A 20,780-nucleotide genomic window follows, 5' to 3' on the forward strand; every position below is an offset into this window, starting at 1 on the left:
AACCCATATCACAGCTTATGCCTTACGCCGGAGGATATCCAGTTTCAAATAGGGAAACTTTGCGAGCAATCTGTAAACACTCCCTCGCCATCATGAGTTCTTCGTTGGCCCTGACAACAAGAATTTTGACGGCGGAAGAACCGCTAGAGATTTCCTGAACCGGGTTTTCCATGTCCAGATGCTTTACTCCTGAGTTTTTCATAGGTTCAATCACAAAACCAAGATTTTGAGATCCTGCCACGATCTTTTCCCTAACAACGGAACTATTTTCTCCAATTCCACCGGTAAAGACCAACACCTCGCACCCTCCGAGCGCCATCAACATGGAGCCCATCGAACGCTTAACCTTGTAACAGAACGCCTTGAATGCAAGAGAAGCCTGTGGATTCCCTTGAATAGCGGCAGCCTCAATTTCTCGCATGTCTCTGCTTAACCCACTTATCCCGAGCAGGCCGGATTGTTTGGACAGCATGTTGGTAAGCTGACTGGGAGAAAGGTTTTCCTCTTCCATGATGATTGGAATCAATCCAGGATCAACATCACCGCATCGGGTTCCCATTATGAGGCCCTCTATAGCGCTAATTCCCAGACTTGTGTCGATGGACTTCCCATATTTTATGGCGCATACGCTACACCCATTTCCCAAATGACATGTGATAATCTTTAACTTCTCCAGAGGAAGATTTAGGAATTTTGCGGCTTCATGAGCCGCAAATGCGTGAGAATTTCCATGATAGCCAGTTCTCTTGTAACCCTTCTCGGAAAAATATCTGTATGGAAGGCCGTAAATGGCAGCCTCGTCTGGAATGTCTCGGTGAAAAGAGTTATCAAACACCGCGACATGAATCGCATGAGGCATTCTGCGCATGCACTCTTCCATTTCAAGAATCATTGCTGGGTGGTGTAGCGGGAAGAAGCGGTTCATGGACCGAACTTGGGCAAGGACTTCCGGCGCTATGATAACCGATTCCAGAAATTTACCCCCATGAGCGACTCTATGAGCAATCGCGGGAATTTCTGATAACGCCGAAATTGACCCTGTCGCCAACAGTTGGAACAACGTGTCCAGCGCTGCTCCAAAGTCTGGAATGTTTACACTGATCTCCTCGGAGCGTCCACCTTGTTCTTGAAAACTTAGAATGGAACCTGAAATTCCAATTCTATCAACCATGCCCGAGATTAGGACTCTTTCGTCATTCATTTCGAACAGGATGAATTTGAGAGATGAACTCCCACTATTCAGCACCAAAATCTTCATAATCAGGTCCCTACATGTTAAAAAGCTTTCTCCAGGTTGAAACACCTTTAAAGCCTACATTTTCAGGCTCCCAGCGGTTATTGGCCGACAGAAATCTGGGACGCCAGTCACCGACAAGTATAAAAGAGCCCCAATAGTACGGGTGTGAAGTTCCCTGGCTATGCAGCATCGCGAGTTTGGCCTTTCTCAGGGCGTCGGCTTTGGATCCATCCTTGAGATCTTTGTACATTTCAAAAAGTAACTTTTCAGCATGGTCCTCGCTTATTTGCCATGTGCTCAGGATGACAGAATCAGCGCCGGCGAATATTAATCCCCGAGCTAAGTCAAATGGGCCGTTGCTGGCTAGGTTCACGTTTTTGCCCGTGGTTAAGGTTGTAGATATTACAACGAGATCAGCGTTAAGTCTTAAACCGAATACCTCTCCCAACTCAAGAAAACCGTCATTTTCCTTGTCTCCGTAGAGGGAGAATATAATACCGGGTTGCCGTTGAGATCTGCCCAATCCATTCCAGAACACACTATATGCTCCCAGATGTATGTACATGTAACGACTCAAATCCGCTTTCTTGAAAAGTGTTTCGGTTGCTTGAGGACCCAGGTACGTTTGGGTAGGGCCGCCTAGAACCTTGGTAATTTCAATAATTTCCTTTCTGGTTGCCTGCAATGGTTTGAGGAAGGCGTAGTTCGCGTCCGGTGTGTTTTGATGGGTGTTCATGGCTGACAACAGCCTGTGGGAGCCCGGATTCTGTTCCAGGGACTTATTCGAATCGTTGAAGACTGGATCCCCAAACGCCGCAAGAGTCCAGCCGGGTTTCTTAACCGGTCTCTTGCTTCTGTAAAGACAAAGAGAGTAAGACGATTCAGCGTAACAGAAGGCGTACTTTTCCAACAAATATGTTGGCTGGTCATTTGCGGACCAGAACCTTTTGTTCTCGTGGGATTTTGAATCGACAAGAATTTCGAATGGAACCCAGCACAGGGGACCGTTAGGTATTACCACAACGGTTTTTTTTCCTTTCATGGTATATTCTACCGGCTTAATTATTTTCGAGTAGAGTTTATAGGCGACGGACGGGTCCCAGCTTGCGAGGGTCTCGTGCTTCTGGAGGGGACGAACGAGGAGTTCGACGTCTTTCTCTATTTCTGAAAGCGGATAATCGACTGAAAAGGTATGAAATCGGAATTTGTCTACAGCGAAAATGTAGGTTCGACCACGTGTGACCATGTACTCTAGCAACACTTCGTCAGGGTCTAGATCTTTTTGAATCTGATGGATAGACATGGATTTGGGTTTGGTCAGGTTCACATATGAAGGATATTCCTTGGAGAGTTGCTCCCGCAGGTTCGAGAAAGCTGTTTCCTTTTTGCGCCTCTCGTCGAGAAGTCTTTTCATCAATTCAGCGTTGGGGTGTATTTTCGACCTTTGCTCCATCAACTTCAGATTCAATTTATTCAGACTTAATTTCAAACTCTTTTCTTTGATGATCAAATCATTCGGCACATTCGAAAAACTTGGGACGTTAATCTTCAAGAGAGTATTCTCAAAGGATGCGGCTTTCAGCCTTTCAATGAGCCTCAAGGCCTGGTTATCGTACGCTCCGTCGGGATCCTTCTTAGCCAGCGTCATGAGGACTCGAAGTGTTGTCTCAAAAAGAGCTGATGTGCCACCAAATATGAAATCATCATCTTCAGACTCTTCTGAAAAATCAGCGTCCATGGAATCTACAATATTGAGAGCCTTTCTATAGGCCTCCAACGCTTCTCCAAACGCCTTTTTTTCTTCGAGGGTTCTGCCCATTATGAAATAGGCTTTCCACAACATGCTTCTGTCTTCGGACGTTTGAGCTATGTCGATGGCTCGTTTGATGTTAGAGACAGATTGATCGAAATCTGACATTGTGGCGTTTACAAGGGCTATTTGAAGAACATTTTCATTGACGCCTCTTTTGTCTCCGGTTTTGGTTCTAATATCCATTGCGTCCGAGTAGTTTTCCAAAGCTGTTCTGAGCCGTCCCTGCACCTGATTGAGAGTCCCCATTCTTGTCAAGACCCTGGCTTCATTAGACGAATCCTTTGTGTCTCTGGTCAAAGTCAGAGCTTTCTGTAGATATTTAAGGCTGTTGTCAGGATCTTTCAGTTTCGACATCACGTCGGCCAAACGAATAAGCTGAACTTTCTGATTGTTGAGGTTTCCAGACTCGGAGCTTATTCGCAAGGCGTCTTCCAAGAAATCTCGCGCTTTGGAATATTCCTCCATGCCATAATAAATAGTTCCGATTCGATCGTATATTTTTCCAACAAATCTGTCGGTTCCCGCTGTTTGTGAACCACCCAAGGCTCTGTGGTAGTGGGCAAGGGCCCTGTCATAGTCTTTGAATCCCTGATAGATTTCAGCAAGATAGAAATCGACCTCTTGAGATTGGGATGATGTGATATTATGTTCAGCCCGAATCCGGGTCGCCTCGTTTAAATCTTTTAATGCGCCTTCATAATCTTCCATTTTAGCGAGAATAATGCCTCTTGCCCCTAGAGCCCAAGACAATCCTTTGTAGTCCTGATGCTTTTCTAGTTGATCTGAAGCCTGATTAAGAATATTGAGGGCTTTCTGGAAGTTTCCCTTTTCTTCAAACACCGAAGCGATCCTCAAATTGATTGAGGAAATTGCTCTGGAATCTTTGGTCTTTTTTGCCAATTCCATTGCTTTATTAAGACAATCTAGGGCTTCGTTGTAATTTTTTCTCGCCTTGGCTACCGTGGCGGTCTCTGAAAGTATGGCTAGGCTCCCGACCGGATTATAGATTCTCTTGTTGTAAATTTCCGCCTCTTTCAGGGCAGCCGCCCCTTCGTCAATTTCTCCACGAGCCAGGCGGAGAGAAGCTATGCTAATAAGATCCGTTGCGATTCCTCGAATATCTGAAGTCTCCCTATGCAATTGAAGGGCCTTTTGGAACTTTTCCATAGCCACCTGGTTGGAGCCTCCTGCGGCATCCAGATTTCCCAGATTTGTCAAAGCGTCGGCCTCGCCCTTTTTGTCTGACACCTCACGATAAATATTCAGGGCTTTCTGAAGATTCTGTAGAGCTTCGGTGTTTTGTGAATGGCGTCTATAAATATTTGCCAGATTTGCCAGGTTTGCGGCATATCCCCTCAAATCACCAATGGATTTTCGAAGCTCCATCGCTTTGAGAAAAATTTCCTGAGCTTTTTCCAAATCACCTGAATTCTTATAAATCACGCCCAATGCTGTGAGTTCCTTACCCTGGGCAAAACGATCCCCTAGCTTTTGACTTATCCCTAGGGCTTCTTGTAACGATTCCGACGCTTTGGGTATATTTCCTCCAAGTTCGTACGCGAACCCCAGGACCAAGTCCGCTTCTGCCACCCCTCGTTGATCGTTTGCGGTCTCGAAATCTTTCTTGGCCTCTAAGGCGGACTCCAAAGCCTTTTCCGTGTTTTCCCTGGTTACGCGAAACTTGGCCACCGCCAGTCTTAAATAGTTGGATGTTCTCGGATCAATCCCCGACTTTGATTCTTCGAGAGCGTCCTTGAGCTGTTTTAGTGTCACCGCCGGGTTTCCCAGAATCTCGTTGATCTCTGCGATGAGTATCCTACAATCAACCGTACGGTCTTTGTTTTTGAGCTTCCTGTAAATATCAAAGGATCGTTGAGAATGATCCAGGGCCTCTTTTAACGAACTCTGCCTGAAGTAAATTTGAGCCAGAGTTTGTTCGGCTTCGGCTTCTCCATCCAGGTTTGACAACTTTTTGAATTCCTGTAGAGCTGTTGATGCGCAATCGTCAGCCATTTTCCAATTGCAGAGTTCCGTTTCGACTTTGGCCTGGAGCATTTGTATTCTGCTTTTAAGAAGAATGTGTTGTCCCTGCGCCAGCATAACACCAGCCTGAGCAAGTTCTTTAGATGCCTGATCGCTTGAGCCGTGGTCGAACGAATTCATGGCTTTTATAGCTGCTTGCAAGGCCACCGGCCATTTTTCGTCGTCAGCGGAGACATGTTGTTTAGCCGAGTCGAGATAAGATTTAGTTTGCTTGAAATCTCCAGAAATAAAAGCCAGGTAGGCCAATCGATAGAGAGTTTGTCCCAATTCCTTGTCTTCTTTGAGTTCTGAAAATGTTTTTTCAGCCTTTTTCAGGAGGATCGCAGCGTTACCATAGTCACCTTTCATGAGGCATAGATCGCCTTCCTGGGCCCATATCCGCGCTGCTTGGTCCAAATCGTTATTCTTGGAATAATAGGCGCCGAGACGATTTAGGATAGCGGTGGCCTCCGGTAGGCGCAATAACTTGATGTTGACCTCCGCCAGATCGCGCATCAACCCTGGAGCCTCAGAAGATTCAGAGGTAGGTAAAATCCGCTGGGCCTCCTCAAACTGTGTCAAGGCTTTAGGATAATTTTGACGGGCCAAGGAGATCTTTCCGGCGAGAATGAGATCGAGGGATCGGCCCTTGGCGTTTCTTAGGGCACGATTAATCTCAATAGTCTTTTCCGAAAAATCCATCGCTTCGTCGAGGCGCCCGAGGTGATAACAGGCGACCGCAGCGCCCCTATAAGCTAATGCTTCAAGTTTTTTGTCGCGAATTGATGTGGATTGCTCAATCGCTGATTTATTCGTATCTAGGGAAAGTTCCCAATCACCTTTTTTCGCCTGCTCGTCGCCAGACTTCAGGAGATTAACAACTGATTCTGACGTTGACTTCCGGGCAGGAGCCGATTCAGGGGTGTTTGCCATTTCAGAGGCTTTGGACGAAGGAACGGAATATAATGTCATGAAAAGGCATAATGAATACATCCCTAAGATGAGCCAGAACCTATTTTTCATTATGGTCACCATTTTGAGTATATAATTTGGTCAAGTTTCGAATTTGGCTTAAGAAGTTCAAAATCGATTAAGATACCCGATCCTTTTGGGGCTCGCCATCCTGTTTGGCGACAAACCTCAAATACACGAACAAGCATATTCCCGAGGCCATCATGGCCAGACAAAGTAACTGTCCCATGGTTAAACCTTCAATGATAAACCCCAATTGGGGATCGGGTTCCCTGAAAAATTCGGCTACAAACCGGAACACGCCATACGCCATCAGAAAAACCGCTAAAAGAGTTCCCGATTGTCTGAGCCGGGTTCTCAAGACCCAAAGAATTGCAAACAAAATCGGTCCTTCCAGTAGAGCCTCGTATAGCTGGGAGGGATGTCTGTGAACATCGCCGCCTCCTGGGAAAACCATGCCCCACGGTAAGTCCGTGGGTCTGCCGTACAACTCTCCGTTAATGAAGTTCCCAAGGCGCCCCAACATCAACCCCATAGGCGCAGCAAGGGCCCCGATGTCTGCAAGTTCAAAAAAAGGAGCGTTATTTTTTATTGAGAAAATAAGACCAAAAACAACCATACCGATTAATCCACCGTGAAAACTCATTCCACCATGCCAGATTGCGAAGATTTCCCATGGCTGGTGAATGTAAACAGGCAAATTGTAAAAGATGACGTAACCAACTCTGGCGCCAACCAGCAACCCCAGAATCAGATAAAACAAGAAATCGCCAGCGGCTTCCGGAGGAATAGGTCCGTTTTTTCTCGTTAATTCTTTCTTTATGACGAAGTAGGCGATCCCAAAACCAATCAAATACATCAACCCGTACCACCTAAATTCTAGTGGACCGAGTCTGAAAATAACTGGATCAAAAAGCATACGTTCAGGTAGATTCATTCTTGCTTCGCTTCGATAAGTTTGACGCTCCTGGCCAAACGGATAGCGTTATCGAATTTACGAAAAACTCCTCTAACGATTCGGACGTCTCGTTCGTCAAGATTGGCGCAGTTTAAAATCCGTCGGACGTCCCGCATCATTCTTAGGGGATTTGTTCGAGCCAGAAAACCGGCTCGAAGAAGAGCCTGCTCGACGTGATCAAACATCTTTTCGCGTGATTCTATAGAAGCGGGATGAAACGACAGAGCCTGAAATCCTACCGGTTGGCAAGCTATTTTAAAGATTTCATAACAAACCACCGCCACAGCCTGCGCCAAGTTCATCGAAGCGAAATCCGCGTCAGAGGGAATTATCATGTGTTGATCACACAACTTAATTTCCTCATTGGTAAGACCTCGGGATTCTCGACCAAAGACTATGGATACTTCTCCGTCGTGGGCCTTTGCCATGAATTTAGGAGTCATCTCAGATGGTGTCTTGGCCGAAGTCCTTTTTCCCCCTAGCCTAGCCGATGTGGCGACCGCCATCACGGATGAAGCGAGAGCGTCAGCCAGACAATCGAAAGTTTGAGCTGAGGAAACAATATCATAAGCGCCGGAAGCCAGAGAAAACGCTTCAGTCTCGGGTCCGCATTCGGTTGAAGAAACGAGCTTAAGATTATTCAATCCCATATTTTTCATGACACGAGCTACCCCACCTATGTTCCCTGGGTGAGTTGTTCCAACAAGCACAATCCGAATGTTTGACAAAACAGAGGCCCAATCCGGATGTATCCTGAAACCTCTTTGCACTCTTCTGGAAGGCTTCATGCTAACCTTTGAACGGTAACTCGCGATGATGACGCGTCTCAATCTCAGGGTGATGACGCATGGTGAAGATATTATTACTAGAAAATATTGTCAATTAATAACAATATATAATCATGGATATTTAAAGTGTATGTTTATGTAAGGCTGGTCTTTTTTTGGACAAAATCTGGTTTGCCTATACCATGAAGAGAGTTATGATATACAAAGAAATCATCGACTTTGGAAATTCATAAATTGAGAGGTAGGAGCCATGGCTGAGTCAATAGTTCTTACGGGCGCAATCACTTTAGTTGTTATAGGGGCAGTCAACACCCTTGTGATTCTTGAAGTGTTAGGCCGCAAGGGAGGGCGAAATAGTCTTAGGTCATTGCACCGATGGCTGGGACTCTGTTTCGTGGTTCTTTTTACTGGTCTATTCATATACATGGTTCCTAGAATCGCATTCTTTGAAAATGTTCCAGTGAATTTTTTGGTCCATGGATTTACGGCAATAGTTGTTTTTTCTCTTTTGATTGTGAAACTCATTGTCGTCAGGCGTTACAAATTATACATGAGCAGCCTGCCCTCTATAGGATTGTATTTGATGATCGGGACCATTCTGATTGCCATGAGTTCCGCTGGAGTGGCTCTGTTCAAGCGTATTTCAGGATGAATCCACGGGAGGAAGTTATAGTATGATCACGAAATTTGACCCTCAGCGCATTGACGCTATCTGCTCCGGGTTCCAGAAGGCGCGTATACTGCTGTCGGCCGCTGAACTGGATCTGTTTTCCAATTTTCGTGAAGGGACGAAGAAATCAGTTCATGATCTATGCGAAATTCACGGTTGGAATCCAAGGGGGCTTGAAATTCTAATGGATTCTCTTGTCGCCATGGGGTTCCTGACCAAGGACGGCTCATCATATTCGGTTGATCAACAACTATCAGAATGGCTCGATTCGGACTCGGACAAGTCAATATTGCCCCTGATTAGACATCGGGTACGCATGTGGAATAGTTGGTCCAACCTGACAGCCATTGTTCGTGGAGATTTTGATTTTGAATCTTATTTCAAGGCAGCTAGATCAAGGGAAGATATCGAAGCTTTTATTGGAGCCATGGAGGTAGTTGGACGTGATAGGGCTTTGGCAATCGCCAAAGATATAAATCTAGGAAATAGAACCAGTTTGCTGGATGTCGGCGCAGGCTCTGGGATTTACTCCAGAGCCCTTTTAGAATTGAACCCTGAGCTTCGAGCCACTCTATTTGATCTTCCTCTGGTCGTTGAAATCACCACCGAAAAAATTTCCGACGGCAAATGGGCCGATCGAATCAATTTTGTAAAGGGTGATTTTAAAACTGATCCGTTGCCCGCTGGTTATGACATTGTGTTGCTCTCCGCAATCATTCACATGAACGGGCGTGAAGGCAACCAGCGACTATTTTCAAAAGCCCACGCATGTCTGGATCCAAATGGTCTGATCATCATTAGAGACCATGTCATGGAGGAATCGCGAGTTGCTCCTGAAGATGGCGCTATCTTTGCCGTGAATATGCTTGTAGCAACTGGGGAAGGATCTACCTACACATTCAAGGAGATTAGTGAGGACCTCGCTCTAAGTGGATTTCACGACATCCAGGTCCTCCGTGGAGGGTCGCACATGGATCAGGTTGTCACAGCCCTTAAATAAGGTCACAAGACGAGTTTTGAGTGAAAACTAGTCGTTTTTCCAGTTTGGTTTTCTCTTTTCCAAAAAGGCCTGGATTCCCTCGTTCGCGTCGCAGCTTTCCATCAGGTTCTTTAGATAGAGACCTTCCATTCGAGGTAGGTCTTCGCGAATAGCCCTAAAAAATTGGGTTCTGACCGCAAAATTGGCGATTCTCAGGCTGGATGCGCTCTTGGGGAGAATATACTTTTCGATCCATTTGCACGAGGCTTCCCATGCGTCTTGACCATCTTCACACAAAAGATTCACAAGTCCTATCTTGGCGGCCTCTCTTGCGTCTACAGACCTTCCGGTGAGAGCTATTTCATCGGCGAATGTTTGCCCTATTTTCAAAGGCAGCATTACGGAAGCTGGTGGAGGAAATACACCCAGCACAATCTCTGGCTGGCCAAAAAATGCCGTCGAATCGGCGACGATGAAATTACAGAACAGGGCCAATTCCATTCCGCCTCCCAGACACTGGCCTTTCACAACGGCCATGGTGGGGATCCCCAAGTCAGCGAGTCCATAGAACAACTCATGGAAAGACTTGAGCATCATGGCCGCCTTGTCTTTCGTGTGCTCTGGAACACTGGCGCCAAAAGAAAAATGCTTCCCCTCGCCTTCAAAAACTATGAGCTTAAAATTCTTGCTGGAGCCCAGATCCTTGATCACGGCCAATATTTCGCCCAGCATGGCTGCTTCCAGGACATTGGCTTTTGGTGAGTTCAGCACGATTTTAATGACTGACTCTTCAAAAAGTTTCTCAACCCTAATCAAACGGTATTCCATTTTACAGGATCCTCAGATGGAGCTATTTGGTCGACGGCCCACTGAAACAGGATCAAGCGGGCCGCCGCAATTGAAGTCAAAGAATTAACGACTATGCCTTAGGTTTTCCTAAAACTTCCGCGAAAGTCTCAGCTATAGCAGGGGCCCCTTCAGCAATCAATTGCCTCCATTTAATGAAGTCAATTACGTCTGTTCCAGTAATTTTTTTGGTATTAAAAGCGTTGAACCCTAGGTACGCCTCGTAATTCATGTTGGCCATAAGCCAATGTCTGTTGGGGAGTTTAGACTGATCCCAGAAGAATTTTTTCTTGGCTCTGATCCCGTCGACCGCCTTGATCAAACATCCTGGGAACAGATTGGCGAATGTCCAGATAATCCTGTTGACTTCCTTGTCCAGCAGGGTGAAGTCAATTGGAAGCTCCTTCATCAGTTCCTTTGCCGCCTTGGCGTCATCCCCGGTCTTGAATTCACCGTAAGCGATCTCTCCGTCCTTTATATATGTGTCAGTTACTATCAAAGGATTTCTAATGAATTTATCGCCCTGTTTGAGCACAGGAATTGCTTTGGAGATGAGGTTCTTAGCCTTCATTTTGTAAGCGCTCCACATTTCGCAGCTTACACAGTTCCACATAGCGTCTTCCATGGAAAGGAACCATGGGAGGAAATCCGTGGATCCACCGTCTGGGCTTGAACCATGTCTAGCTCCGGCCTGACCGAATATTGCGAGATCGCTGGAAATGGCCAAATCGCAGGCCATTCCTATTTCCTGGCCACCGGCGACTCTCATCCCATTTACGCGGCAAATAACCGGTTTCTTACAATCAAGGATGGAATCCACCATTCCGTTGAACAGATCCATGTATTCGCCGTATTCGTGGGGTCTCATGCTATAATATTCGGCGTATTCTTTTGTGTTACCACCCGTACAGAACGCCCTATCACCTGTTCCGGTGAACACCACCGCGACTACTGATCTATCTTGACTCGCAGCGGTAAATCCAGCGATGACGCCCTTCACCATCTCAGTGGTGTAGGAGTTATACTGATTGGGATTGTTGAGTCGGATCCAGGCTACATATAGACCCGGGATTTCCTCTCCTTTGGGGTTGGTCAGAGGTTTTCTTTCATATACGGTACAGGGAGCGTCTGTGCCCCAATGCTCAGCGCCGATAAGAACGTGATTCTTAGGTCCGTTATCGCGAGGCAACCATTCCAAAGTCATTTGATCCTCCTGATTATTGGTTTTGGCCCGAAAAATGTCGGGGCTAAACTTGTTACCTTTAGTGCCTATGAACAGAACAGAATTCCTAGACTTCCACACTATCGTCCGGGTTATTTAACTGGCTCGAAAGCGTAAAACACCCTAGGAATTTGAACTACTTCCCTGCCAACTTCTTGGGGAACCGGATCCACATCAAACACGGATAACTTGACCTTGTCGCCCGATTTCAATTCACCGGTCTTGCAATTGATGATCCGGACAAAAAAAGTCTTCTTGCCGTCCAGATCGACCAAAGCATGCACCAACGGAGGTTTACCGAAGCCCAAGGGGACACCTACCGCTTCTTCTGTTACATCAATAACTGTCCCGACTGTGGGCCAGTCTATCCACTCCATATTTGTGCTGTAACAGTCCGGGCACATGACCCTCGGAGGGAAAGGCTCCGATCCGCAGTCCTTGCATTTTGTGGTAGTAAATCGGCCTTCTTTGAGAAACTCGTAAAATTCATGGATCTGGTTGAATTCCTTGGACTGTTGAGGGAACAGGTCCATGGTGACCATGTATTTTCCATCCAAAATGGAAATTCCAGGTGTGCTCATGCCACTTCCCTCCCATAAACAAGAACAGTATGGGCGGCTATAAATCCGCTCAAATTGTGGGTCAACCCAACGGTTGCGTTTGGAACCTGCTGGATGGCGTCTCCTCGCAGTTGACGCATAACTTCAATTCCCTGTCTGATTCCTGTTCCACCAAAGGGGTGTCCGCATCCGAGTAGCCCGCCGTCAGTATTTGTGGGCACCTGACCGCCAAAATCATTTTGACCGTCGGCCACAAAGAATCCGCCTTCTCCTTTTTTGCAGAACCCAAGATCTTCCATTTCGATTATTTCAGAAATGGTGAAACAATCATGAGTCATGGCTACATTGACCTCTTTGGGGTCCACCTTGGATTTTGAATAAGCTTGGCTCGCTGCTATTTTTAAGGCTTCCCAGGTGGTCCAGTTAGGCATGTTCGCGGACATGTTGTTTACAGAGGCCTGTCCAGTTCCTCTAATGTATACAAGAGGTTTGTCCGTCAAGTCCTTGGCTATTTCTTCAGCCGCCAGAACGACGCATGCTGCCCCATCAGTGATCGGGCAGCAATCGTAAAGCGTAAGCGGGGGCACAATCATCCTGCCGGACATAACCTCTTCCATTGTTACTGGAGTTTGAAACTGGGCTTTGGGGTTCTTGGAAGAGTTTCTCCTGTTCTTGACAGAGATGGTCCCAAGATGCTCCTTCTTCGTGCCATACTGAAGCATGTGCTGCTTGGCCACCATTGCGAAGACAGGAGGTGGCAACCCTAGTCCCTGGCCACCATCCCAATCATGGTCCACAGAGGCCAGTTCGCTGTAGAAAACTTCCCATTTCTGCGGGGTGTAAAGTTTTTCTCCGCCGGCCACCATGACTACATCGGCCTGACCTGATTTAATCATGGCAAAAGCCAGAATTATCGCGGAACTTCCACTCGCGCACAGTAGTTCTACCCTGGCGCAAATGTTTTTGGGTTTTACCCCAACATACTCTGCCACAAGTGGAGCAAGATGCGTCTGATAAGAAGTTCTCTCAGTGTAAGCGGATGCCACTAGTAACCCATCAATTTCTTTTGGGTTCAATTGAGGGTTGTCATCGTAGCAGGCCTTCGCGGCTTCCTGAAAGAAATCTCTCTGACTGCCGTCTCTTACCCCCCACTTGGACATTCCTCCGGCGATAACGCACACGTTACGATCCATAAATAGATACCTCCGGATTATAGATCTGGTCCGAAAAAGTGGTTATAAAAATTACTTTGAGCGAACGTCCTAACGAATTTTCATAAATCTCAACGAGAAATAATTGAGATCCGGAATTTTCGTCTGCAGTTCGGGCTCTTTCCAGCTTGAGACTAAAGATCATCTGGACGAGGTCATCGCTTGTCCAAATTAAATCTTACCCTGTTATAAATTCATACGCAATAGAAAATTGTAGCCTATACTGAATTCTTGAACGCGCCGGATTCACCGTTAAAATTGTTGTGAATGGCTTTAAATAATTCATCCAGGATGAGTTGGACGCCGAATTAATCAAATGTGGTTCCAACTCAATTTTTCAGTCAAGTGAAAATTGGTTATTAATAAGACATCTTGTATTCAAAAAAGTTGGTTTTCTTTACAAATACACATAAAATATACATACTATATCATACAGAAACGCATATGAGGAAAAGAGTTTACTGGTGAGAACAACACTAAACATAGATGATGAGTTAATTCAAAAGGCTTCCAAACTGACCGGAATTGTAGAGAAGACAGCCCTTGTCAGGCTTGGGCTTCAGTCGTTGATTGCGCTGGAAAGTGGCAAACGGCTTGCTAAACTCGGGGGGACCGAAAAAAAGTTAATGCCGATACCTCGTAGACAAAGAAGTAGCTAACGGAATGGTACTTGTTGACACGTCCATATGGGTTGCCCATCTGCGCGCCGGCCACACAGTACTTAAGGCGTTATTGAATGACGGGGCAGTCTTCTGTCATCCTTTTGTAATCGGCGAACTCGCTTGCGGGAATATCAAAAATAGGTCTGAAATACTCACTCTCCTGCAGGCTCTTCCCATGGCTGAATTTGTTGAACATGAAGACGTTATGAAGTTCATAGAGACTCGTCATCTTATGGGCAAAGGACTTGGTTATGTCGACGCGCACATCCTAGCCTCGTCGATATTGACTACTGTCCCATTATGGACACTCGACAAAAGACTCAACGCAATTGCCACCACCTTGGAGATAGCGTACTAACTTTTCATCTGCTCATCACTGCGCCGACAAACCTTTTTAACCAAAAATATTCATGGCGGATCGAGTGACTTCATGTCCATTGGTAGACGCGCCGCGGATCTGATTTATCTATTATTTGCTCCAATCCTCAAAGGCCATATTGGATTGATCGAAAAAGAACTCAGCGAAATGGATGAGAACAACCCCTGAAAACCAATTCCAATGAACTCGATGAACGCAACCAAGACCCATTGATCTGCTACTGTTTTGGCTACACCAAACATGATCTGGAAGAAGATTTTGCCTGCAACGGCAAGTCATTGATCATGGAGCGGATCATGGCTGAAAAGAGGCTTGGAGGTTGTAAATGCGCCTCCAAAAACCCATCTGGGAAATGATGTCTCGGCGATGTCCACCGTGTTGTGGATGAACTGAAAAAAGCCGAATCCGTTGATGAATAGATAATCTATAAAGCTATCTCTTTATTCCGTGGAACTTACGCTGCGCGTAATAAACTACTGGAGAAATTACGCGGACCGACAGATCTCACCCGGACTGAAGCTCCAATGCTTCGAGTTCCGTATGGAGGTGCTCCCATTGTTCTTCCAACGCATTTATTTCCTTAGATAAAGCCGGTTCCTCGGAGAGAAGGGACATCAAGGTGTCTTTGTCCTCGTAAATTTTGGGGTCTGCGATCAAGTCCTGAATCTCTTTCCGACGAATCTCCTTTTTCCCCATGTCAATTTCTATCAGCCTGATCTGTTCTTTGAACGGACCCATTTTTTTGGATAGAGCCTGTCGCGTCTGAGCGTCTTTCCTTTTTTTGTCTTTTCGTTGGTCCTTTGTGCCCGGGTTCGCCTGGTTCAACTGCGACACAGGGTTGACAAAGTGGACTTCAGGTGGAGAACTCTGAACCTCTTTACTCATCAGGTCTTTTTTGAACTGATAATCATCATAGTTTCCAGGGTAAAAATCTCCTCCAGCGTCGTGAATTTCCAGAATCCCGGTGCAAACAGAGTTCATCAGCCTACGATCATGTGTGATCAGAACCATGGTTCCTGAGAATTTCTTAAGTCCCTCTTCAAGGATTTCGCAAGAAGGAATATCAAGATGGTTTGTAGGTTCATCCATTAGCAGGAAATTAGGAGGAGCCAGCATAATTTTCGTTAAAGCCAGCCTACTCTTTTCTCCACCAGAGAGAACCTTGACTTTCTTGTACACATCGTCACCTGAAAACAGAAACGCCCCCAATATGTTGCGCACTTCCTGTTCGGAAGCGCCAGGGGCAACAGAGGTGGCTTCCAACAAAACCGAAAGTTCTGAATTCAGACTTTCAGATTGATGCTGGGCAAAGTAACCGGCCTTCACGTTGTGGCCCGGTTGAACAACTCCGTCGTCATAAGGTAAGACTCCGGCCATAATCTTGAGCAACGTGGATTTTCCGGCTCCATTTGGTCCTACCAGCCCTATTTTCTCTCCTTTATCGACCTTGAAATCAAACCCGTTGTAAACTGTTTTGGAACCGAATTTTTTAACCAAACCGAGGATTTCTATAACCCTTCTCCCGGAAGGTTGAGGTTGAGGAAACGTGAATTTTACCCGTCTCTGTTTAGTTGGAAGTTCGATCTTTTCAATCTTGTCGAGCATTTTCAGTCTACTCTGGGCACGACTGGCGGTCCTTGCCTTTACACGGTTTTGGTCGATGAATTTTTGAATTCTTTTAATCTTTTCCTGTTGATTCTTAAATGACGCTACCAAAATTTCCTGTTGGGTCTCTTTCGTTCTTTCATGGTCATCAAAGTTTCCGGAGCATGTCGTAGCTTTCCCTGCGTCGACCTCGACTATACGATTCACCAGTTTGTTAAGAAACGCCCTGTCGTGGGATACAATAACAAGCGCTCCCCTGAAATCGGCAAGGTATTGCTCTACCCAAAGCAGACTGTCTAAATCAAGATGATTTGTAGGCTCATCAAGCAACAGGGCGTCCGGTTCTGACAAAAGAATCCTGGCCAGCGCCACACGCATTCGCCAGCCGCCGGAAAATTCACTCCATCTTCTCGTCCAATCTTCTGAAGAGAAACCCAGACCCTGGAGTGTCTTGGTCGCTCGAGCCTCGAGAGAATAGCCACCCAATTGTTCGAATTCACTTTGGAGCTGACCATGCTCCTCCAGAAGTTCCGAGGCTTGCGATGAATCTTCAGCAAGTGTTCCCATAGCCCCTTCAAGTTCCCGCAGTCTCTGTTTTATGGCTCTGAGCCGGTCCGACACATTCATAACTTCTTCCAGAATCGGACCATCACTCCCTTGAGTTATTTCCTGATGTAGGACGCCTATCTTTATTCTCTTTTCGACCGTAACTTCTCCCTTGTCCGTTTCGATAAGGCCTTCCATCATTCCCAGTAGAGTTGATTTTCCAGCTCCATTGGGTCCAATGATTCCTACTCGGTCTCCTCTGTGAATATTCAGATTTAATTGTTCGAAAAGCGCTCTGCCTTGAACATACTTGGCTACATTATTTAAGAAAATCAATTATTGTCTCCAGAAATGGACTATTAGGTCAATAAGATATCAAACCTTACATGAATCTTGCCTGTAAAGATTTCGCCAACGAGCCCTGAAAATTCTTTCAGATGGTTTCCTCTTAATTGAAAAGATTAATAATATAATTTATTCTATAATCAGATTTTATCAAGAGCAGGGTGGATAGTTTTTCTCGTAATTTTAAAAATAAATGTCCAAGATTGCAACCAAAAGACAAATTACACGCCTTGTAGGGAAAGCTATCGGTGATTTTTCATTAATTGAGGAAAATGACAAAATTCTTGTGGCTCTTTCCGGAGGCAAGGACTCCTGGTCCCTTCTTTATACCTTGCTAGCCCTGCAAAAGAAGGCCCCTATTCACTACGATGTCGCCGCTGTCACCCTTGCCACAGATTTTGACGCTGACGGTCTGGAGAAAATGGCCTGCCGACTGAAAAGCGACAACATTCCTCATACGATTATTGTTTCAGATATTCCTTCTATTGTTTCAAAGCACCTCACCAAAGGCACAAATCCGTGTTCTTTTTGCTCACGACTCAGGCGAGGCGCTCTGTATTCATTCGCTTCAAGAAATGGATGGAATAAGATCGCATTGGGTCATCATCTGGATGATTTCATTGAAACTCTGCTTTTGAACATGTTTTTTAATGGATCGATAAAAGGGATGAGTCCCAAGCTTACGGCCGACAATGGCGCCAACATTGTTATCAGACCTCTTGTTTATGTTCGAGAAGTGATTACTTCAAAAATGTCTGAAGAAATGGGATTGCCTATAGTGGCCTGCGGGTGCATATTCCAGGGAATGGTGGATTCCAGGAGACATTGGGTAAAAAGACTGCTGCTTGACTTGGAAACACAGGTCCCAGATATTAAATCGAGCTTACTATCATCCATGGGACGGGTGCGCAAAAGGCACTTGTTTCCAGACTTAACCGGAACAGAACTTCATTAATGAAAAGGCATAGACTCAACAGGGATTCGGGATGTTCACAGGAATAGTCGAGAGCAGAGGAGTGATAAGGGCTATCGAGCCTTATCAGAATTTCATCAGACTAGTAATAAAATCGAATATGGATTTGACGGACGTTAAGGAAGGGGATTCAATCCTCGTTGACGGAGTATGTCTCACAGCGACAAAGGTGTCGATCGAGAGTAAACAAATTTCAATGGATGTTTCTCCTGAAACGTTGAATGTTACGACCCTTGGACAATCCAAAAACGGCGCAGGTGTAAATCTTGAGAAGGCGATGAGGATGGATTCCCGTTTTGGAGGGCACATAGTTTCAGGACATGTAGACTGTCTGGGGAGGATAGTGGAAAAACGTCAAGTGGGTGTCGGCTTTTTGCTTGGCTTTGAGGTTGATTCGTCCAGATACTTGGTGGAAAAGGGTAGTGTCGCCATAGACGGCGTCAGTTTAACGGTGAATAGAGTTGAACGAAACCGATTCTGGGTTATGATCATCCCGCATACCTCTGATTTGACAGGGTTGACCGATAAAAAGATCAATGATACTGTCAATATTGAGTTCGATATAATAGGTAAGTATGTGGAAAAATTTGTAAACGTTTGGTCAAGCAAGCCTGGGCTCGATGAACAGACTTTGCGAAAATATGGATTTATCTAGGGAGGATGCCTGAATGGGCGTGCTTGTAGGTGTAGAAGAGGCTGTTGAAGAGATAAAACAAGGACGAATGGTGATTCTTGTTGATGACGAAGATCGTGAAAACGAGGGTGACCTCACTATGGCCGCAGAAAAGGTAACACCGGAGGCCATTAACTTTATGACCAAATACGGGCGAGGACTTTTGTGCTTGTCCATGACCAGAGAAAAGATCGAATCTTTAGATTTGCCGATGATGGTGTCGGACAACAAATCCCCTTTTGGCACCAATTTCACTGTTTCAATTGAAGCGACAAGGGGAGTAACCACTGGAATTTCCGCTTATGACCGTGCTGTTACCATTCTTACGGCAGTGGATGAGGACGCAACACCTGGTGACATAATATCCCCTGGCCATGTTTTCCCTCTTAGGGCCCGCAAGGGTGGTGTCCTTGTGAGAGCCGGCCAGACTGAAGGAAGTGTAGACCTGTCAAGATTGGCTGGTTTAGCCCCAGCCGGGGTAATATGTGAGGTCTTGAACGAAGATGGCACAATGGCCCGTTTGCCGGACCTTATGATCATGGCTGAAAAACATGGCCTCAAAATATGTACCATAAAGGATCTCATAAAGTACAGAATGCGCACCGAGAAACTCGTTCGAAGAGGAGCTGAAACTGTTTTACCCACAGAGTTCGGGGGTGATTTCAAGCTGATCGTTTATGAGAACGATGTGGACAATCACAATCATGTGGCCTTGGTAAAAGGTGAAGTCAACCCGGAGGAACCAACCCTTGTTCGTGTCCATTCCGAATGTTTAACTGGAGACGTCTTTGGTTCGAAAAGATGTGATTGCGGCAATCAATTGGAAAAGGCCATGCACATGGTGGAAGAGGCCGGCAAGGGCGTAATATTGTACATGCAGCAGGAGGGACGCGGAATAGGCTTGCTGAACAAGATCAAGGCGTATGCTCTTCAGGATCAAGGATGTGACACGGTTGAAGCAAACTTGAGACTCGGTTTCAAACCGGATCTTCGGGATTACGGTATCGGCGCGCAAATGCTGGCCGATCTGGGTGTCAAAAAAATGCGCTTGATGACCAATAATCCCACCAAGATTGTAGGTCTGGAAGGTTACGGCCTTGAAGTTATTGAGCAGGTTCCAATAGTTTGCGAGCCCTGCTCGACGAACCTTAGATACTTAAAGACCAAAAAGGAAAAAATGGGACATCTATATGAATTGTCCTCGTGCTAATGTGGGCAGCCGCGTCTGCCTGATGGTGTCCGCGGCGCCTAAATCACGATTTACAGGGAGGCTTGATGACTAGAATGATTGAAGGCGTCTTTAACGCCTCCGGTCTTAAAGCAGTGTTGGTAGCTAGTCGCTTTAACGATTTTGTGGTGTCCAGGCTTATCGATGGAGCCATAGACACTTTAGTCAGACATGGCATGGCGTCTGAAGATATAACGATTGTCAGGGTACCGGGCGCGTTTGAAATACCGCAAGTTATTAACGCTGCTGCGCACTCAAAGAAATTTGATATGGCTATAGCTCTAGGCGCTGTAATAAGAGGTTCCACTCCTCATTTTGATTTTATCGCGTCGGAAGTGTCCAAAGGTGTAGCGCAGACAGCTCTCACATCTACGATTCCTGTAAGCTTTGGTGTCTTGACCACAGACACTTTGGAGCAGGCGATTGAAAGAGCTGGATCTAAAGGTGGCAACAAAGGTTCTGAGGCTGCTATGTCGGCCATAGAAATGGCTAGTTTGCTAAAATCTATATGACATGGCTAAAAGCAATAAAATAAACCGATTTTATGACATGAGAATGTTTATTTAAGAGTGCCTTCCAGAAGAAAAACTCGTGAATTCGCGTTGCAAGTATTATTCTCCGCGGAAACACTGAATCAGTCTCCATTGAGAACTCTCCGCTTTTTGGAAACCCACTTTGGATCGGATCCGGAAAAGGTTGTCCAAACCGATAGAGTCTCAATGGATTTCGCATCTGCTCTAATCATAGCGGTTACGGACCACAAAGACTCCATAGACCGCCTGATCTCAGAATTTTCAGAGAACTGGAAGCTTCATCGAATTAATCAGGTTGACCGAAACATATTACGCATGGCCATAGCTGAAATGACCACGTTTCCGGAAACCCCCACCGCCGTAATCCTGAATGAGGCTATTGAGATTGGAAAAAAATACGGAGCTGAGAATTCAGGAGCCTTTATTAATGGAGTGTTGGACCGAATCAGGTCTGTAAGGCTAGACCTTTCATTGGACTCCGATACACCTGAAATTAATGATCAACTTGACTAATATAAAATAAGTTAATAAAATAAAATATGATTTGCTATTAGCAAT

18 protein-coding genes and 1 pseudogene are annotated in these 20,780 nt (G+C 45.8%); 10 read left to right on the plus strand and 9 right to left on the minus strand.

Going from position 1 to position 20,780, the window contains the following annotated elements:
- Positions 1-22 precede the first annotated feature (22 nt).
- The 4 genes from WC647_16980 to WC647_16995 form a co-directional block, all read right to left on the minus strand.
- Complete coding sequence (locus WC647_16980) at positions 23-1,258, minus strand: acetate kinase (protein ID MFA6223999.1); 1,236 nt, start codon at positions 1,256-1,258, stop codon at positions 23-25.
- 10 nt (positions 1,259-1,268) lie between these two features.
- Entirely contained in the window at positions 1,269-6,095 is a 4,827-nt protein-coding gene (locus WC647_16985) for a tetratricopeptide repeat protein (GenBank protein ID MFA6224000.1), read from the minus strand.
- 67 nt (positions 6,096-6,162) lie between these two features.
- Positions 6,163-6,981 carry a prolipoprotein diacylglyceryl transferase gene (lgt, locus tag WC647_16990; GenBank protein MFA6224001.1) on the minus strand — a complete coding sequence of 273 codons (819 nt, stop codon included), beginning with the start codon at positions 6,979-6,981 and terminating at the stop codon, positions 6,163-6,165.
- The gene (locus tag WC647_16995; protein MFA6224002.1) at positions 6,978-7,790 is read right to left on the minus strand and encodes an RNA methyltransferase; all 813 of its coding nucleotides are present in this window, start codon (positions 7,788-7,790) and stop codon (positions 6,978-6,980) included. Before WC647_16995 ends, lgt begins: the two co-directional genes overlap by 4 nt.
- A 250-nt stretch (positions 7,791-8,040) precedes the next feature.
- Here WC647_16995 and WC647_17000 point away from each other — a divergent pair, with 250 nt between their 5' ends.
- Together WC647_17000 and WC647_17005 are read left to right on the plus strand one after the other, a co-directional pair.
- A complete protein-coding gene (locus WC647_17000) occupies positions 8,041-8,442 on the plus strand; it encodes a DUF6529 family protein (GenBank protein ID MFA6224003.1) in 402 nt (133 codons plus the stop codon).
- Positions 8,443-8,464: 22 nt separating this feature from the next.
- Positions 8,465-9,460, plus strand: a complete 996-nt coding sequence (locus WC647_17005) for a methyltransferase (protein MFA6224004.1) — start codon at positions 8,465-8,467, stop codon at positions 9,458-9,460.
- Between the two features lie 27 nt (positions 9,461-9,487).
- Here WC647_17005 and WC647_17010 read toward each other — a convergent pair whose 3' ends face one another.
- From WC647_17010 to WC647_17025, 4 genes are all read right to left on the minus strand, one after another.
- Positions 9,488-10,267 carry an enoyl-CoA hydratase-related protein gene (locus WC647_17010; protein MFA6224005.1) on the minus strand — a complete coding sequence of 260 codons (780 nt, stop codon included), beginning with the start codon at positions 10,265-10,267 and terminating at the stop codon, positions 9,488-9,490.
- Between the two features lie 91 nt (positions 10,268-10,358).
- Positions 10,359-11,489 carry a 6-oxocyclohex-1-ene-1-carbonyl-CoA hydratase gene (gene oah, locus WC647_17015; GenBank protein MFA6224006.1) on the minus strand — a complete coding sequence of 377 codons (1,131 nt, stop codon included), beginning with the start codon at positions 11,487-11,489 and terminating at the stop codon, positions 10,359-10,361.
- A gap of 110 nt (positions 11,490-11,599) precedes the next feature.
- Positions 11,600-12,088 carry a zinc ribbon domain-containing protein gene (locus WC647_17020; protein MFA6224007.1) on the minus strand — a complete coding sequence of 163 codons (489 nt, stop codon included), beginning with the start codon at positions 12,086-12,088 and terminating at the stop codon, positions 11,600-11,602.
- Positions 12,085-13,260, minus strand: a complete 1,176-nt coding sequence (locus WC647_17025; GenBank protein MFA6224008.1) for a thiolase family protein — start codon at positions 13,258-13,260, stop codon at positions 12,085-12,087. The genes WC647_17020 and WC647_17025 overlap by 4 nt, the downstream gene beginning before the upstream one ends.
- A 482-nt stretch (positions 13,261-13,742) precedes the next feature.
- On the opposite strand from WC647_17025, the gene WC647_17030 reads away from it, so the two are divergent.
- From WC647_17030 to WC647_17040, 3 genes and pseudogenes are all read left to right on the plus strand, one after another.
- Positions 13,743-13,937 (plus strand): type II toxin-antitoxin system VapB family antitoxin, encoded by a 195-nt coding sequence (locus tag WC647_17030; protein ID MFA6224009.1) that lies wholly within the window; start codon positions 13,743-13,745, stop codon positions 13,935-13,937.
- 4 nt (positions 13,938-13,941) lie between these two features.
- Entirely contained in the window at positions 13,942-14,298 is a 357-nt protein-coding gene (locus tag WC647_17035; protein MFA6224010.1) for a type II toxin-antitoxin system VapC family toxin, read from the plus strand.
- Positions 14,299-14,483: 185 nt separating this feature from the next.
- Positions 14,484-14,672: pseudogene (locus tag WC647_17040) on the plus strand (hypothetical protein).
- A 151-nt stretch (positions 14,673-14,823) separates the two neighbouring features.
- On the opposite strand, the gene WC647_17045 reads toward WC647_17040, so the two are convergent.
- Positions 14,824-16,806, minus strand: a complete 1,983-nt coding sequence (locus tag WC647_17045; protein MFA6224011.1) for an ABC-F family ATP-binding cassette domain-containing protein — start codon at positions 16,804-16,806, stop codon at positions 14,824-14,826.
- Positions 16,807-17,008: 202 nt separating this feature from the next.
- Here WC647_17045 and WC647_17050 point away from each other — a divergent pair, with 202 nt between their 5' ends.
- The 5 genes from WC647_17050 (at position 17,009) to nusB (ending at position 20,735) form a co-directional block, all read left to right on the plus strand.
- A complete protein-coding gene (locus WC647_17050; GenBank protein ID MFA6224012.1) occupies positions 17,009-17,770 on the plus strand; it encodes an ATP-binding protein in 762 nt (253 codons plus the stop codon).
- Positions 17,771-17,801: 31 nt separating this feature from the next.
- A complete protein-coding gene (locus WC647_17055; GenBank protein MFA6224013.1) occupies positions 17,802-18,443 on the plus strand; it encodes a riboflavin synthase in 642 nt (213 codons plus the stop codon).
- 13 nt (positions 18,444-18,456) lie between these two features.
- A complete protein-coding gene (locus WC647_17060; protein MFA6224014.1) occupies positions 18,457-19,671 on the plus strand; it encodes a bifunctional 3,4-dihydroxy-2-butanone-4-phosphate synthase/GTP cyclohydrolase II in 1,215 nt (404 codons plus the stop codon).
- Between the two features lie 65 nt (positions 19,672-19,736).
- Positions 19,737-20,201: a 6,7-dimethyl-8-ribityllumazine synthase gene (gene ribE / locus WC647_17065; protein MFA6224015.1), complete on the plus strand. Its 465-nt coding sequence runs from the start codon at positions 19,737-19,739 to the stop codon at positions 20,199-20,201.
- Between the two features lie 57 nt (positions 20,202-20,258).
- Complete coding sequence (gene nusB, locus WC647_17070) at positions 20,259-20,735, plus strand: transcription antitermination factor NusB (GenBank protein ID MFA6224016.1); 477 nt, start codon at positions 20,259-20,261, stop codon at positions 20,733-20,735.
- Positions 20,736-20,780 lie beyond the last annotated feature (45 nt).

It is taken from the genome of Desulfomonilaceae bacterium, from assembly GCA_041662605.1.
Lineage (GTDB): Bacteria > Desulfobacterota > Desulfomonilia > Desulfomonilales > Desulfomonilaceae > CAJBEZ01.

What these genes read in the sequence shown, in the direction of transcription:
- WC647_16980 (MFA6223999.1), bottom strand. Translation starts at nt 1,258, where the DNA reads ATGAAGATTTTGGTGCTGAATAGTGGGAGTTCATCTCTCAAATTCATC.
- WC647_17010 (MFA6224005.1), bottom strand. Translation starts at nt 10,267, where the DNA reads ATGGAATACCGTTTGATTAGGGTTGAGAAACTTTTTGAAGAGTCAGTC.
- WC647_17005 (MFA6224004.1), top strand. Translation starts at nt 8,465, where the DNA reads ATGATCACGAAATTTGACCCTCAGCGCATTGACGCTATCTGCTCCGGG.
- WC647_17060 (MFA6224014.1), top strand. Translation starts at nt 18,457, where the DNA reads ATGGGCGTGCTTGTAGGTGTAGAAGAGGCTGTTGAAGAGATAAAACAA.
- WC647_17035 (MFA6224010.1), top strand. Translation starts at nt 13,942, where the DNA reads ATGGTACTTGTTGACACGTCCATATGGGTTGCCCATCTGCGCGCCGGC.
- WC647_17025 (MFA6224008.1), bottom strand. Translation starts at nt 13,260, where the DNA reads ATGGATCGTAACGTGTGCGTTATCGCCGGAGGAATGTCCAAGTGGGGG.
- ribE (MFA6224015.1), top strand. Translation starts at nt 19,737, where the DNA reads ATGACTAGAATGATTGAAGGCGTCTTTAACGCCTCCGGTCTTAAAGCA.
- WC647_16985 (MFA6224000.1), bottom strand. Translation starts at nt 6,095, where the DNA reads ATGAAAAATAGGTTCTGGCTCATCTTAGGGATGTATTCATTATGCCTT.
- WC647_17000 (MFA6224003.1), top strand. Translation starts at nt 8,041, where the DNA reads ATGGCTGAGTCAATAGTTCTTACGGGCGCAATCACTTTAGTTGTTATA.
- oah (MFA6224006.1), bottom strand. Translation starts at nt 11,489, where the DNA reads ATGACTTTGGAATGGTTGCCTCGCGATAACGGACCTAAGAATCACGTT.
- WC647_17050 (MFA6224012.1), top strand. Translation starts at nt 17,009, where the DNA reads ATGTCCAAGATTGCAACCAAAAGACAAATTACACGCCTTGTAGGGAAA.
- WC647_16995 (MFA6224002.1), bottom strand. Translation starts at nt 7,790, where the DNA reads ATGAAGCCTTCCAGAAGAGTGCAAAGAGGTTTCAGGATACATCCGGAT.
- WC647_17055 (MFA6224013.1), top strand. Translation starts at nt 17,802, where the DNA reads ATGTTCACAGGAATAGTCGAGAGCAGAGGAGTGATAAGGGCTATCGAG.
- WC647_17020 (MFA6224007.1), bottom strand. Translation starts at nt 12,088, where the DNA reads ATGAGCACACCTGGAATTTCCATTTTGGATGGAAAATACATGGTCACC.
- lgt (MFA6224001.1), bottom strand. Translation starts at nt 6,981, where the DNA reads ATGAATCTACCTGAACGTATGCTTTTTGATCCAGTTATTTTCAGACTC.